The organism is Hydrogenophaga intermedia, assembly GCF_000723405.1.
Taxonomy (GTDB): Bacteria; Pseudomonadota; Gammaproteobacteria; order Burkholderiales; family Burkholderiaceae_C; genus Hydrogenophaga; species Hydrogenophaga intermedia.
In genome coordinates, this window is record NZ_CCAE010000005.1 from 158,528 (window position 1) to 172,612 (window position 14,085).

The following is a 14,085-nucleotide window of genomic DNA, read 5'->3' on the forward strand; positions in this document are numbered from 1 at the left end:
GCCGGAGAACGCGGACCACGCCAGCCGTCAGCGCGAGGTCTCACCGAGAAATCAGAGCGAGGTCTAACCGAGAAGTCAACGCGAGGACGAGGAGCGAAATGCCACGTCAACCAGCGAACGCGGACAACGCGCAGAGAAACTAGAGCAACGGCCGCAACTCCCGCGCCGCATCCATCAGCACCGGCAGCAGTTCGCGCCGCATCGCCGCCGCGTCCATGCGCCCCGGCGACACCACCACGTTGAGCGCGGCCAGGGTCTGCCCCTTCATGTTGCGCAGCGGCACCGCCAGCGCGATCACACCCAGCTCGTGCTCCTCGCTGGCGATGGCGAAGTCGTCGCGTCGCACCGCGTCGATCACCGCGCGGAAAGCCTTGAGGTCGTCGGTCGTGTGCGGCGTCAGGCGCGGCAGTACCCGGCCCTTGAGCCAGGCCGCGAAGGCCGCGCGCGGCAGCGCCGCCAGCAGCACACGCCCCGTGGACGTGGCGTGCGCCGGCATGCGCGAGCCCAGATGCAGGCCATAAGGCATCAGGCGCGGCGCCCCCGGCGCGGCGCTGCGCGCCACGATCACCGCCTCGTCGCCGTCCAGCACCACCGCCGAGAACGATTCGCGCGTGGCCGAGGCCAGGCGGTTCAGCGTGGGCTGCACCAGGCGCGGCAGGCGCGCGGACGACAGGTAGCTGCCCGAAAAACGCAGCACCTTGGGCGAGAGCCAGTAATGGCTGCCGTCCGTGTCCAGGTACCCCAGGTGGGCCAGGGTGAGCAGGTGCCGCCGCGCCGCCGCGCGCGTGAGGCCGGCGCGTTCGGCCGCCTGCGTGGCGTTCAGGCGCTGACGCTCGGTGTCGAAACTCTCGAGCACGGCCAGGCCCTTGGCCATGCCCTCGATGAAGTCGGCCTTGGCGATGGACGGTTCGGGCATGGCCGGTACCTTTTCGTTGTCCCAGGAATTGCGCGATGATCGCACAAAGCGCGCGGTGATCGCGCAAAGCTCATGGCCGATGATTGTGGCCGGTGCCGGGGCGCCCTAGCCTGCGGGCTTCGCCAGATCCCCGGAGACAAGACCCATGCGAACCCAGGTCGCCATCATCGGCGCCGGCCCCTCGGGGCTGCTGCTCGGCCAGTTGCTGCACAAGGCCGGCATCGACAACATCATCATCGAACGCCAGAGCCCCGACTACGTGCTCGGCCGCATCCGCGCCGGCATCCTCGAGCAGATCATGGTCGACCTGCTGCACGAAGCCGGCGTGGGCGACCGTGTGGCCAAGGAAGGCACGGTGCACCACAGCATCGAGCTGGTCTACAAGAACACGCGCCACCCGATCGACGTGACCGGCCTCACCAACGGCAAGGTGGTCACGGCCTACGGCCAGACCGAAATCACGCGCGACCTGATGGACGCGCGCCAGGCCGCCGGCCTGCCCACCGTCTACAACGCGGCCAACGTCAGCATCCACGATTTCGATGGCGCCAAGCCCAGCGTGCGCTACGAGAAAGACGGCCAGACGCACGAGCTGCAGTGCGACTTCATCGCCGGCTGCGACGGCTTCCACGGCGTGTGCCGCGCCACCGTGCAGGACTCGATCACCGAGTACGAGAAGGTCTACCCCTTCGGCTGGATCGGCGTGCTGGCCGATGTGCCGCCGGTGTCGCCGCACGCGGTGGTGTACGCCAACAGCGAGCGCGGCTTCGGCCTGTGCTCCATGCGCAGCCTCACGCGCAGCCGCTACTACGTGCAGTGCCCCATCGACGACAAGGTCGAGCAGTGGAGCGACGACCGCTTCTGGGACGAGCTGCGCCGCCGCCTGGACCCGGCCATGGCCGAGGCCATCGTCACCGGCCCGAGCATCGAGAAGAGCATCGCGCCGCTGCGCAGCTTCGTCGCCGAGCCGATGCGCTTCGGTCGCCTGTTCCTGGCGGGCGACGCCGCGCACATCGTGCCGCCCACGGGCGCCAAGGGCCTGAACCTGGCGGCCAGTGACGTGAAGTACCTCTCCACCGCCTTCATCGAGCACTACGCGGAGAAGAGCGACGCCGGCATCGACCACTACTCGCAGCGCGCGCTGGCGCGTGTGTGGCGCGCCGAGCGCTTCAGTTGGTGGCTCACCTCGCTGATGCACCGCTTCCCCGACACCGGCGGCTTCGGCCAGAAGGTGCAAGAGGCGGAGCTGGAGTACCTGGTGAACTCGGAAGCGATGTCGCGTTCGCTGGCCGAAAACTACGTGGGCCTGCCCCTGGACTTCGGCCGGCGCTAGTTCTCTGTCGCGCACGGGCGCTCGCACCGAGCGGGGCGCCGTTACAGTGGCCGCACCGTCAACCGACCTGCGGCCACTCTTCCATGCCCACCACCCGAAGCCCCCAGCCCCTGCGCGGCGTGCGCGTGCTCAGCCTCGCGCTCAACCTGCCCGGCCCGGCCGCTTTCATGCGCCTGCGCGCCATGGGCGCGGCCTGCACCAAGCTGGAACCGCCCGCGCGCGAGGGCGCCAGCGGCGACCCGATGGGCCAGTACAACCCACCGGCCTACGCGCAGATGCACGAGGGCGTGAAGGTGCTGACGGCCGACCTGAAGACCGAGGCCGGCCAGGCCGCGCTGCACAAGCTGCTGCTGCGCACCGACGTGCTGCTGACCTCGTTCCGTCCCTCGGCCCTGACCAAGCTGGGCCTGTCGTGGACGGCGCTGCGCAAGCGCTACCCGGCGCTGGCGATGGTGGCCATCGTGGGCGCACCCGGCGAACGCGCCGAGGAGCCGGGTCACGACCTCACCTACCTGGCCGACGCGGGCCTGGTGACCGGCCTGGACCTGCCTGCCACGCTGTTCGCCGACATGGGCGGCGCGCTGATGGCCGCCGAGGCCGTGCTCAAGGCCGTGCTGCTGCAACGCACCACCGGGCGCGGCAGTTTCCATGAAGTGGCCCTGTCCGACGCGGCGTCCTGGCTGGCCCTGCCGCGCACCTGGGGCCTGACGCAGCCGAAGGGCGCCGTGGGCGGCGCGCACGCGGGCTACCGCGTGTACCCCTGCAAGGACGGGCGCGTGGCCGTGGCCGCGCTGGAGCCGCACTTCGCGGCCGCGCTGTGCGAGGCGGCGGGCGTGGCCGATGGCCAGCGCATGAAGACCCTGTTCGCGCCCGCCACGCATGAGGCCATCGCCCGCTTCCTGGCGGGGCGCACGCGCCAGCAGCTCGACAAGCTGGCGGCCGAGCGCGACATCCCCCTGCACACGCTGGCCTGACACACGCGCGGCCCGCTGTGGGTGGTGTCGTCCGCCCCGGCGGGCGCTCGCAAGGCCTTGTCAGTGCACCAGCAGTCCCTGCGCCCAGCGCGGCAAGGGGTCCAGCGTGAAGGTGGGCACACCCCGGCGCAGGCGCGCCACCAGCCGCGGCGGCACGATGTCCTGCCCGCGCCTGGCCGTGGTATCGAACAACAGGCTCAGATCGGCCAGCGGCACGGCCTGTGCCAGGTGTTCAAGCGTGCGCGGGTAGCGCGCCAGGATGCGGTCCGCCGGCACCGTGTGCCCGCCCTGCTCCACGCGCTGCGCCACACGGTCGGGCAACTGCTTCGGGTCGTCCACGCACACCACCAGCAGCACCACCTGGAAGCCCGCCGCACGGGCCGCGCGCATCAGCTCCACCTTGGAGGGATGGGAGAACACCGTCTCGCTCACGAAGGACTGGCCGGCGTGCAGCAGTTGCTCGCGCCGCGCGTCGGCCCACCGGCGCGCCTCGGTGGAGCGCTGTCGCGCATCGCTGATGTGGCCGAGCGCGCTGGCTTCGTGCAGGTCGGCGTTGACGAATTCGATGTCGGCCGGGATGAGGCCCGAGGCCACGGCCGAGCGGTACAGCGTGGACTTGCCCGCGCCGTTGGGCCCGGCGAGCAGGTAGAAGACCGGGCTCAAGCCGCGCGGCGCGCCCGGGTCGAGGTGGCGGCAGGCACCCGTCGGCGATCGGCCTGCACCGTCTGGCGCACGGCCTGCGCCAGGCCACCGCTGTCAGCCGCTTCGGCGAAGCGGGCCTCGATCGCGTCAAGGTTCGCTTGGTCCTGGGCCTGGGCGTCGTAGCGGGCGATGGCTTCGCGCGCCTCCAGCACGGTGAGGCCGGTTTCCTCGGTGATCTGGCCCAGCGTGGCCCAGTACTCGATCTGGCCGGCCACCGAGCGGCGCTGCGCCTCGGCGGCGCGGCGTGCCTGATCGACCAGGCTGGCGGGCAATTTGACCGAAGAGAAGTTGGGCGACGGGGAAGACATGGCGGGCTCCATCACAGCAGCGTCAATATGGCGCATTTTGCGCCATAAAGTCTCGGCTCGCAAGGCCGACAATCCTTGAGCGATCACCCCGCCCGAAGGCCATGAAGAAGCAAGGCACCATCGTTCACTGGGACGCCGAGCGCGCGTCCGGTTTCATCCGCAGCCCCGACACCGCCGCCGAGGTGTATTTCCACCTGCGCGACTACGAGGGCCCGCACCCCATCGCGCCCGGCACGTCGGTGGTCTACGAGGAGATCGTCATCGGCGGCAAGGGGCCGCGCGCCCTGTCGATCAAGCTGCCGCCGCCTCCGCCCCTGCGCGAGGCCGGCGCGCCCGCCCAGCCGGCGTCTGAACCAGTGCTGGCCGCGGCGGGCGTGTCCAAGGCCCAGCGCTGGCGCGAGGCGCGCGCGCAGCGCCGCCAGACCCAGGTGGCCCTGGGCCTGCTGGGCGGCTGGCTGCTGCTGTGGCTCATCGGCATCGGCTTCGGCCGCTTTCCCTGGGTGGTGCTCACCGGCGTGGTGCTGGTGAACATCGCCACCTTCTTCCTGTACTGGCGCGACCAGCACGTGATGACCGAGGGCGGCGCGCCCTGGCCCATCGAGCACCTGCACGCGGCGGCGGCGCTGGGCGGCTGGCCCGCGGCCTGGCTGGCGCAGCGGTCGCTGCAGCACCGGCTGGACGAGAAGCGCTTTCAGCAGACCTTCATCGCTTGCGCGGCGTTCAACGTGCTGGCCTTGCTGGCCTGGGTGACGTGGCCGCTGTTCGCTGGCGGCTGATCACCCTTCCCTGCAGCGCGCTCAGCGCGGCTTGGGCCGCCGCGCCGCGCCCGTGCCGGCGCGCGGGGGCAGGCCGGTGTGCTGCGTGAGCAGGCGGCCTTTGGTGGGGGTGGCGGGTGCCGCCGGCGCGCGTCCGGCCGGCGTGCTGTTCTTGCGCCGCGCGCTCTGGTAGGCGCCGTCGGTGACCGGCTGGAACGAGGGAATGAGGTGGTGCTTGCCATTGCCGATGAGGTCGGCACGGCCCAGGGCCTTGAGCGCCTCGCGCAGCAGGGGCCAGTTGTTCGGGTCGTGGTAGCGCAGGAAGGCCTTGTGCAGGCGGCGGCGTTTCTCGCCGCGCACGATGTCCACGCGCTCGCCGCGCTCGTCGCGGTGAATGCCCTTGAGCGGGTTCAGGCCCGAGTGGTACATGGCCGTGGCGGTGGCCATGGGGCTGGGGTAGAAGGTCTGCACCTGATCGGCGCGGAAGCCGTTCTTCTTGAGCCACAGCGCCAGGTTCATCATGTCCTCGTCGCTGGTGCCCGGGTGCGCGGCGATGAAGTACGGGATGAGGAACTGCTTCTTGCCCGCCTCTTCGCTGTACTTCTCGAACATCTGCTTGAAGCGGTCGTAGCTGCCGATGCCGGGCTTCATCATCTTCGACAGCGGCCCGCTCTCGGTGTGCTCGGGCGCGATCTTGAGGTAGCCGCCCACGTGGTGCTGCACCAGCTCCTTCACGTACTCGGGGCTCTTGATGGCGAGGTCGTAGCGCAGGCCGGAGCCGATGAGGATTTTCTTGATGCCCGGCAGCGCCCGCGCGCGGCGGTAGATGCGCACCAGCGGCCCGTGGTCGGTGGTGAGGTTGCTGCAAATGCCAGGGTACACGCAGCTCGGCTTGCGGCAGGCGGCCTCGATCTGTGGGCTGGCGCAGCCCAGGCGGTACATGTTGGCCGTGGGGCCGCCCAGGTCGCTGATGACGCCGGTGAAGCCCTCGACCTTGTCGCGGATTTCCTCGACCTCTTTCAGGATGGAGGCCTGCGAGCGGCTCTGGATGATGCGGCCTTCGTGCTCGGTGATGGAGCAGAAGGTGCAGCCGCCGAAGCAGCCACGCATGATGTTCACGCTGAAGCGGATCATTTCCCACGCGGGGATCTTCGTCTCGCCGTCGTGGCGGCCGTTCGCGTCGGCGTAGGCCGGGTGCGGGCTGCGCGCGTACGGCAGGTCGAACACGTGGTCCATCTCGGCCGTGGTCAGCGGGATCGGCGGCGGGTTGATCCACACGTCGCGCGCGGTGGCGCCGTCGCCATGCGCCTGCACCAGGGCGCGCGCGTTGCCGGGGTTGGCCTCGACGTGCAGCACGCGGTTGGCGTGGGCGTAGAGCACGGGGTCGCTCTTCACCTGCTCGTAGCTGGGCAGGCGAATGACGCTGCGATCGCGCGGCGGGCGTTTGGCCTTGCCCTGCAGGGCGGGGTTGGGCACGAAGTTCAGCGGCTGGATCGCCGCGCCCTGCGGCGCGGCCATGCTGGCGGGGGCTTCGTCCTTCGCACAGGAACCGCCTTGAGATTGCGCCTGCTCGCTCGTCGTCTGGTACGGGTTGATGTGCGCATCCACCGGCCCGGGCTGGTCGACCTCGCTCGAATCGATCTCGAACCAACCCTCGGCCGACGGATCGCCCGGCCGGCGCACGAAGGCCGTTCCGCGCACGTCGGTGATGCACTCGATGGGCTCGCGCGCCGCGAGCCGATGTGCCACTTCCACCAGCGCGCGCTCGGCGTTGCCGTAGAGCAGCAGGTCGCACTTGCTGTCCACCACCACCGAGCGACGCACCTTGTCGCTCCAGTAGTCGTAATGCGCGATGCGGCGCAGGCTGCCCTCGATGCCGCCGAGCACGATGGGCACGTCCTTGTACGCCTCGCGGCAGCGCTGGCTGTAGACGATGGCGGCGCGGTCGGGCCGCTTGCCGCCCACGTCGCCGGGTGTGTAGGCGTCGTCGCTGCGGATCTTCCGGTCGGCGGTGTACCGGTTGATCATCGAATCCATGTTGCCGGCTGTCACGCCCCAGAACAGGTTGGGCTTGCCCAGCGCCTTGAATGCCTCGGCGCTCTGCCAGTCGGGCTGGGCGATGATGCCCACGCGAAACCCCTGCGATTCAAGCACGCGGCCGATGACCGCCATGCCGAAGCTGGGGTGGTCCACGTAGGCGTCGCCGGTGACGATGATGATGTCGCAGCTGTCCCAGCCGAGCGCGTCCATCTCGGCCCGGCTCATGGGCAGGAAGGGCGCGGTGCCGAAGCGCTTGGCCCAGTAGGGCCGGTAGCTGGTGAGCGGCTTGGCGTTGCGCGCGAAGAGGGAGACGTCGATGGGGGCGTTCATGGGTGGGCGCGGACCCATGGGGGGAACGGCGAAGGGCGCGATTTTACCGGCGCCCCCTCTTTCGTGCCGGTCCCGGCCCATCACCGCACGAACGGGCCGGGCATGGAGCGTCCAAGCCGTCTCAGGACTTGAGCTTCCAGTCGGGCACGTTGGCCGGCATGGAGCGCTGCTGGCCGCGGCTCTCCAGCCGCTGAGCGGCCAGGCGCGCGGTGAGCTTGAGCTTGCTCAGGTCCTCGGGATTGGGCTGGCCGTGGGGCTCGAAGCTGAAGCAGCACAGGGTGCCGTAGACCTCGCCATTGGAGAGCACCAACGGCGTGCTGATGTGCGTGCCGATGGGAAACGGCAGGCCTTCGAGCAGCGGGGCCGCGGCCGGATCGCGCTTCGCGTCGGCGATGTATTGCGGCAGACGGCGATCCACCACGCGCTGGCACCAGCTCTCTTCCAGTGGCGCGCCCTCGCCTTCGGCGATCACGTTCACGCCGGGCGATTGCTCGACGCGGCGAAATACGCGCTGTCCGTCGACGAATTCGGAGACGAAGACCACATCCATATGCAAGCGCTCGCGCAGCAGGCGAAGCACTTCGCCAATGGAATGATCCAGCTCCACGTCGCTTTGATCGGACGTGGCCACCAGCAGTTCGGACACCTGCACGTCAATGGAGTCGGGACCGAAGTCCGTGGGGGCGAAGAGATTGCGTTTCATGCGCCGTTTATAGCGACGAAGCGCGTATCAGTGTGTTTCGCAGCCACCCGCCGAATGCGCGATCAGCCGGTCCACCAACGCCAGGAGTTGCCGCCGCTCCGCCGCACTCAGGCAGCCCATGATCTCGCGGTTGCGCCGGTCGATCAGGCGCAGGGCCCGTGCATGCAGCGCGCGCCCGGAGCGCGACAGGCGCAGCACCACGGCGCGCGCATCCGTCTCGCTGGGCGCCTTGATGGCGCTGCCGCGTTCCACCAGCATCTGCGCGGCGCGGCTGGCCTGCGCCTTGTCCAGGTGAGCGTGCGCGGCCAGGTCGTTCACCGACAGTGGTTCGAAAGAGCCGATGGCGGCAAGCGCGCGCGCCTCGGCCACACCCAGGCCCAGTTCGTTCGCGTAGGCGGCGGCGGTGGCGGCGTCGGTGAGCTTGCCCAGGCGGTGCAGGCGCCAGCTGAGCTGCTGTTCCAGCGGCAGGGGGGTGGTCTCAGTAGCCATGCAGGGGCTCCCGCAGGCAGCGCTCGCGCGCCTGCTCGATCAGGGGCAGCGCCTGCGCGGCGCCCTCCAGCCGGCTCAGCAGCGACAGGCTCAGCATGGCCAGCAGCAGCGGCGACTGCGCCTCGCCCACCTCGCCCATGGCGCGGCACAGCGCGGTGTATGTCGTGTCGAGGTCGGCGTCGGTCATTCCGTTACTCCAGTGGCTTGCAGGGCCGCGCGCAGGGGCGCGGAGTCCAGGCCGTGCCAGCGGCCCAGCACGTAGCCGTCGGGGCGCACCAGCACCAGGGCGGGCTCGCCTGGCGAATGCAGACCATAACGCCGCCAGGCCTGGCCGTGCGGGTCGGTACCGGGGGTGATCTGCAGCGGCTGCACGCCGGGCGGCAGGCCACCCAAGGGCGCGCCGTTGAACGCCAGCGCGACGAAGCCGTGCCCGAAGCGGGTGCTGAGGTGGAACGGCTGGCCTTGCGCGTCGCGCGACAACGCCTCTGGCGCGGGCGCGCCGGGTGCGGCCAGTGCGCTCGCCCATGCGCCCGATGGGCCCGATTCGCCCGACTCGCCGCCATTGAGCGGTGAGTCCGTGTAGCCGATGGCCGAGGACTGGCGCGGGTTGATCAGCGGGCGCACGGCCTCGTCGTCCTGCGCCAGGCGCAGCGCGGCCTCGCGCATCAGGCGAAAGGCGAAGTCCGGCGGCGCCATGAACTCGGTGCTCTTGGCGCCGTAGGCGATGTTTTCGCGCGTGGCGTGCACGCGCTCCACGCTGTAGCTGTCCAGCAGCGCCTCGGGCGACTCGCCGCGCAGCACGCGTGCGAGCTTCCAGGCCAGGTTGCCGGCGTCATCAAGGCCCGAGTTGAGCCCGCGCACACCGAAGATGGGCACCAGGTGGGCGGCGTCACCCGCGAAGAACACGCGGCCATGGCGATAGCTGGGCAGCGTGAGGCACTTGGCGTTGTAGATGGAGATCCACAGCGGCTCCCAGGGCTCGGTCTCGCCAATCATCTCGAGGTGGCTGCGCACGCGCGGCAGCACGTTCTCGGGCTTCACGGCCTCGGCCGGGTCCTCGTCGTCGCGGATCTGGTAATCGATGCGCCAGACGTCGTCGGGCTGGCGGTGCATGAGGATGGTGGAGCCGGGGTTGGACGGCGGGTCGAACCAGGCCAGCCGCTCTACCGGGCGGCGCGTCTTCTGGCGGATGTCGACGATGACATAGCGGCCTTCGTACTGCGTGCCCTCGAGCTGCAGGCCGAGCTGCTCGCGCACGGTGCTGCGCCCGCCGTCGCAGGCCACCAGCCAGTCGGCGCGCACGGTGCGCGTGCCCTGAGGCGTGTCGATCTCGACGAGCACGTCGTGCTCGCGCGTCTGCACGGTCCGCACGCGTTCGCCCCAGTGCACCGCCGCGCCGTCACCGATGGCGCGGTGCGCGTACTCCTCGATGTAGAACTGCTGGATGTTCACCATGGGCGCGAAGCGCTGCGTGGGCTCACTGGGCATCTCGAAGCGCAGCACCTCGGCCTGGCGGAAGTGGCTGCGCCCGGCCGTCCAGCCCAGGCCCTTGTTCACCAGCGGCGCATCGGCCCCCACCCAGCCCAGGATTTCCTGCGAGCGGCGCGAGATGCAGATGGCGCGGCTGCCCGTGCAGTAGCCCTCGTCGGCCTCGATCACCTGGCTGCGCACGCCCTGGCGCGCCAGCAGCGCCGCCAGCGTGAGGCCCACCGGGCCGCCACCGGCGATGAGCACCGGCACGTGTTCTTCTGTCGCTGGGTCGGTCGCTGCGTTCATGTCTCCACCATTTGGTTGCGAGCGCAACTATATCGCCTGCGCGACTTCGCGCCAGCACCACCCGTCGATAAGATGGATTCACCACAACGAAGGAGACAGCCATGCCGAGTTTCAATACCCTGCGCATCGACCAGGACGCCAGCAACCCGCGCGTGGCGCGCCTGCTGCTCAACCGACCCGAACGCCTCAACGCCATCAACGACGACACGCCACGCGAGATCCGCGCCGCCGTGGAATGGGCCAACACCAACGACGAGGTGCACGTCATCCTGGTCGAGGGCGCCGGCAAGGGCTTCTGCGGCGGCTACGACCTGTCCCATTTCGGCGAAGGCGACATCGACCACCCCTGTCAGCAGGAACGCCACCCCTGGGACCCGCTGGACGACTACGCCTTCATGAAGCGCAACACCGAGGACTTCATGAGCCTGTGGCGCAGCCCCAAGCCCACCATCGCCAAGGTGCACGGTGCGGCCGTGGCCGGCGGCAGCGACATCGCCCTGTGCTGCGACCTGCTGGTAATGGCCGAGGACGCGCGCATCGGCTACATGCCCACGCGCGTGTGGGGCTGCCCCACCACCGCCATGTGGACCTACCGCCTGGGACCCACGCGCGCCAAGCAGCTCATGTTCACGGGCGACGTGATCGATGGCCGCACCGCCGCCGACTGGGGCCTGGCCAACGAGGCCGTGCCGCGCGACGAACTGGACGCTCGCGCCCTGGCGCTGGCTGAGCGCATTGCGGGCGTGCCGCGCTCGCACCTGGCCATGCACAAGATGGTGGTCAACCAGGTGCTGCTGACCATGGGGCTGGAGCAGACGCAGTCGCTGGCCACGCTGTTCGACGGGATCACGCGCCACAACCCTGAGGGCCTGTGGTTCCGCCGCTTTGCGCAGGAGCAGGGCTTCAAGGCCGCCGTGCAGTGGCGCGACAGCGGTCGGCCGATTCCGGAAGGCGACGAGGCCCGTGCCTTGGTCCGCGAGATCGAGGACCGCCGGCGCACCAACCGCTGAGGACCGTTCGTCGCCCGTTCATCTCGAAACAGGTCTTACCGGACGGGCGCGAATGTAAAGGCCATGCGTGCCTAGCATGCGGGCTTCTGCCCACTACACCTCAGGAGAAACGCATGGCACTGCACTTCGGCAAACGCGACAACGAGCCTTCCCGCCCCCTTGGCAGCGGGGGCATGGCCACACCGCGCAACACGGCTTACGGTCAATCACAGACTTCCCAGAACAGCACCCCCGTGGCCCCCCAGGAGACCGAAGTGAAACCCACCACCAGCACCGTGCCCGCCACCACCCCCGAAGGCGGCAGCAAGCTCACCGTCGGCCCCAACATCAAACTCAAGGGCGTGGAAATCACCGACTGCGACACGCTGGTGGTCGAAGGCACGGTCGAGGCGACCATGGACTCGCGCGTGATCCAGATCGCGCAGCAAGGCGCCTTCAAGGGCTCGTGCGAGGTCGACCTGGCCGAGATCTACGGCACCATCGACGGAAACCTCACGGTGCGCCAGAAGCTGGTGATCCACGCCACCGGCAAGGTCACCGGTCGCATCCGCTACGGCAAGATCGTCATCGAGGAAGGCGGTCAGCTCTCGGGCGACGTCGAGTGCGCCGCCAACGGCGCGGCCAAGGCGCAGTCCTCGTCGGGCGCCAAGCCTTCGATGCAACTGGCGGCCTGACAGCCCGCGGTCTGAGGCTTCCCTGACCACCCCGGCGGGCGGTTTGCCCGCCCCTGTGGGCCCCGGTATGCTCGGGCCCCATGTACGCCGAGTTCTTCGGGCTCCAGCACGACCCGTTTTCGATCGCGCCCGACCCCCGTTACCTGTTCATGAGCGAGCGCCACCGCGAGGCGCTCGCTCATTTGCTCTATGGCGTGCGCGGCGGCGGCGGCTTCGTGCTGCTCAGCGGCGAGATCGGCGCCGGCAAGACCACCATCTGCCGCTGCTTCCTGGAGCAGGTTCCCGAGAATTGCAACGTCGCGTACATCTTCAATCCGCGACTGACGGTGGCGGACCTGCTGAAGTCCATCTGCCGCGAGTTCCGCATCGAGGTGAAGCACGAGGGCATGGGCCCGGCCACGGTGCACGACCACCTCGACCCGCTCAACGAGTTCCTGCTGGCCAGCCACGCGCGCGGTGAGCGCAACCTGCTCATCATCGACGAGGCACAGAACCTCACGCCGCACGTGCTGGAGCAGTTGCGCCTGCTCACCAACCTCGAAACCAGTGAACGCAAGCTGCTGCAGATCATCCTGATCGGCCAGCCGGAGCTGCGCGCCATCGTGGCGAGGCCCGAGCTGGAGCAGTTGGCCCAGCGCGTGATCGCGCGCTTTCACCTCGACGCGCTGGACGCCGCCGAGACGCGCGAGTACATCCAGCACCGCCTGCAGGTGGCCGGCCTCAAGGGCCCTCTGCCCTTCGCGCCCGCCGCCATCGAGCGCATCCACGAACTCTCGCGCGGCGTGCCGCGCCGCATCAACCTGCTGTGCGACCGCGCCCTGCTCGGCGCCTACGCGGGCGGCCAGAACCGCGTGGAGCGCGCGGTGGTGGACAAGGCGGCCAGCGAGGTGTTTGACGGCGATAGCACCATCCCAGCGCCCCGGCGCGCCGCGCCGGCGGGCACCGCTCGCGCCAGCGGCCTCGGCACCGTGGGCATGGGCGTGCTGGCCGGGGCCGTCGTGGGCGCGCTGGTCGCGGCGGCGGTGCTGTGGTTCTGGCTGCAGCGCCCGGGTGTGGCGCCAGTGGCCGCCGGCGGCCAGCCGGCTGCCGCCGTCTCTGCCGATGTCACCAACGCCCAAGAGACCACGCCCGCCCCCGCCGCGAGCACACCGCCACCGGCCCCGGTGGCCCAGGCCGAGCCGACGCCCGCCACCACCGACGCACCTGCCGCTCCCGCAGCGGGATGGCCCGGCGCGGACGCGCTCATCACCGCCGAAGCCGATGCCTGGCGCGAACTGGCTCCGCTGTGGGGCGCGACCCTGGATGGCGCCGACCCTTGCGAGCAGGCGCTCGACACCGGCCTGCAGTGCTACCGCACCACGCGCATGACCCTCCATGGGCTGCGCCAGCTCGACCGCCCCGGCATCCTGAACCTGCGCCTGCCCGATGGCGCCAGCGGCCGGCTGCTGCTGACTGCGCTGGATGAGGACAGCGCGGTGGTGACGCGCGGCGAACGGCGCTGGCGCGTGCCCCTGGGCGAACTGGCCGACGCCTGGCGCGGCGAGTACGCCACCCTCTGGCGCCTGCCCCCGGGCCAGTCGGGCCGCCTCGCCGACGGCCGCGATGGCCCAGCCGGGCGCTGGCTGAACGAGCGCATCGTGGCGCTGCAGGCGGCGGGCAGCGTGCCCGCCTCGGGCGTCGGCCTGGCCGCGCGCCTGGCGGCCTTCCAGCGCTCGCGCGGCATCGAGGCCGGCGGCCCGGCCGGGCCGGTCACTTTCATGCAGATCAACCTGGCCAGCGGGGTGGATGAGCCCCGGCTGCTGCCGCGCTCCTGAGACCGCGATGTCCTACATCCTCGACGCACTGCGCCGCGCCGACGCCGAACGCGAGCGCGGCCGCGTGCCCGGGCTGCACACCCAGGTGAACCCCGTGCGCACGGCCGAACCGCCATCGCGCCGCCGCTCGCCCCGCGCCCGCGGCCCCTGGCTGGCGGGCCTGGGCCTGCTCGCGGCGGCCGTCGCCGCACTGGCCTGGTGGCTGCTGCGCGAAGACGCCCCCGAGCCCGCCCCCGCGCCTGTGCCAACGACCCGCGCGAC

General features: G+C 70.5%; 14 protein-coding genes and 1 pseudogene. 7 read left to right on the plus strand and 8 right to left on the minus strand.

Annotated features, from left to right (window positions below; translation table 11 throughout):
• Positions 1 to 139: 139 nt before the first annotated feature.
• Complete coding sequence (locus tag BN948_RS05620) at positions 140 to 916, minus strand: IclR family transcriptional regulator domain-containing protein (RefSeq protein ID WP_009520461.1); 777 nt, start codon at positions 914 to 916, stop codon at positions 140 to 142.
• A gap of 145 nt (positions 917 to 1,061) precedes the next feature.
• Here BN948_RS05620 and pobA point away from each other — a divergent pair, with 145 nt between their 5' ends.
• Both pobA and BN948_RS05630 read left to right on the plus strand, forming a co-directional pair.
• A complete protein-coding gene (pobA, locus tag BN948_RS05625) occupies positions 1,062 to 2,249 on the plus strand; it encodes a 4-hydroxybenzoate 3-monooxygenase (RefSeq protein ID WP_009520460.1) in 1,188 nt (395 codons plus the stop codon).
• 83 nt (positions 2,250 to 2,332) lie between these two features.
• Entirely contained in the window at positions 2,333 to 3,223 is an 891-nt protein-coding gene (locus BN948_RS05630) for a CoA transferase (protein WP_009520459.1), read from the plus strand.
• A 60-nt stretch (positions 3,224 to 3,283) separates the two neighbouring features.
• Here the strand turns inward: BN948_RS05630 and BN948_RS05635 are convergent, their stop codons facing one another.
• Entirely contained in the window at positions 3,284 to 3,886 is a 603-nt protein-coding gene (locus BN948_RS05635; protein ID WP_009520457.1) for an ATPase, read from the minus strand.
• Positions 3,883 to 4,233, minus strand: a complete 351-nt coding sequence (locus BN948_RS05640) for a TA system antitoxin ParD family protein (RefSeq protein WP_009520455.1) — start codon at positions 4,231 to 4,233, stop codon at positions 3,883 to 3,885. The genes BN948_RS05635 and BN948_RS05640 overlap by 4 nt, the downstream gene beginning before the upstream one ends.
• 101 nt (positions 4,234 to 4,334) lie before the next feature.
• Here BN948_RS05640 and BN948_RS05645 point away from each other — a divergent pair, with 101 nt between their 5' ends.
• A complete protein-coding gene (locus BN948_RS05645) occupies positions 4,335 to 5,009 on the plus strand; it encodes a DUF1294 domain-containing protein (protein ID WP_009520454.1) in 675 nt (224 codons plus the stop codon).
• 21 nt (positions 5,010 to 5,030) lie between these two features.
• Here the strand turns inward: BN948_RS05645 and BN948_RS05650 are convergent, their stop codons facing one another.
• The 5 genes from BN948_RS05650 to BN948_RS05670 form a co-directional block, all read right to left on the minus strand.
• A complete protein-coding gene (locus BN948_RS05650) occupies positions 5,031 to 7,358 on the minus strand; it encodes a YgiQ family radical SAM protein (RefSeq protein WP_009520453.1) in 2,328 nt (775 codons plus the stop codon).
• A 121-nt stretch (positions 7,359 to 7,479) separates the two neighbouring features.
• Entirely contained in the window at positions 7,480 to 8,061 is a 582-nt protein-coding gene (locus tag BN948_RS05655; RefSeq protein ID WP_009520451.1) for a GAF domain-containing protein, read from the minus strand.
• A 27-nt stretch (positions 8,062 to 8,088) separates the two neighbouring features.
• A complete protein-coding gene (locus BN948_RS05660) occupies positions 8,089 to 8,550 on the minus strand; it encodes a MarR family winged helix-turn-helix transcriptional regulator (RefSeq protein WP_009520450.1) in 462 nt (153 codons plus the stop codon).
• The gene (locus BN948_RS05665) at positions 8,540 to 8,737 is read right to left on the minus strand and encodes a hypothetical protein (protein WP_009520449.1); all 198 of its coding nucleotides are present in this window, start codon (positions 8,735 to 8,737) and stop codon (positions 8,540 to 8,542) included. The genes BN948_RS05660 and BN948_RS05665 overlap by 11 nt, the downstream gene beginning before the upstream one ends.
• Positions 8,734 to 10,326, minus strand: a complete 1,593-nt coding sequence (locus BN948_RS05670) for an FAD-dependent monooxygenase (protein ID WP_009520448.1) — start codon at positions 10,324 to 10,326, stop codon at positions 8,734 to 8,736. Before BN948_RS05670 ends, BN948_RS05665 begins: the two co-directional genes overlap by 4 nt.
• A 101-nt stretch (positions 10,327 to 10,427) precedes the next feature.
• Between BN948_RS05670 and BN948_RS05675 the strand changes: the two genes are divergently transcribed.
• The 4 genes and pseudogenes from BN948_RS05675 to BN948_RS05690 form a co-directional block, all read left to right on the plus strand.
• The gene (locus BN948_RS05675) at positions 10,428 to 11,336 is read left to right on the plus strand and encodes a crotonase/enoyl-CoA hydratase family protein (RefSeq protein WP_009520446.1); all 909 of its coding nucleotides are present in this window, start codon (positions 10,428 to 10,430) and stop codon (positions 11,334 to 11,336) included.
• 113 nt (positions 11,337 to 11,449) lie between these two features.
• Positions 11,450 to 12,010: a bactofilin family protein gene (locus BN948_RS05680; protein ID WP_009520444.1), complete on the plus strand. Its 561-nt coding sequence runs from the start codon at positions 11,450 to 11,452 to the stop codon at positions 12,008 to 12,010.
• 80 nt (positions 12,011 to 12,090) lie between these two features.
• Entirely contained in the window at positions 12,091 to 13,824 is a 1,734-nt protein-coding gene (locus BN948_RS05685; RefSeq protein WP_035620741.1) for an ExeA family protein, read from the plus strand.
• 7 nt (positions 13,825 to 13,831) lie between these two features.
• A pseudogene (locus BN948_RS05690) lies at positions 13,832 to 14,085 on the plus strand (general secretion pathway protein GspB); the annotation flags it as partial.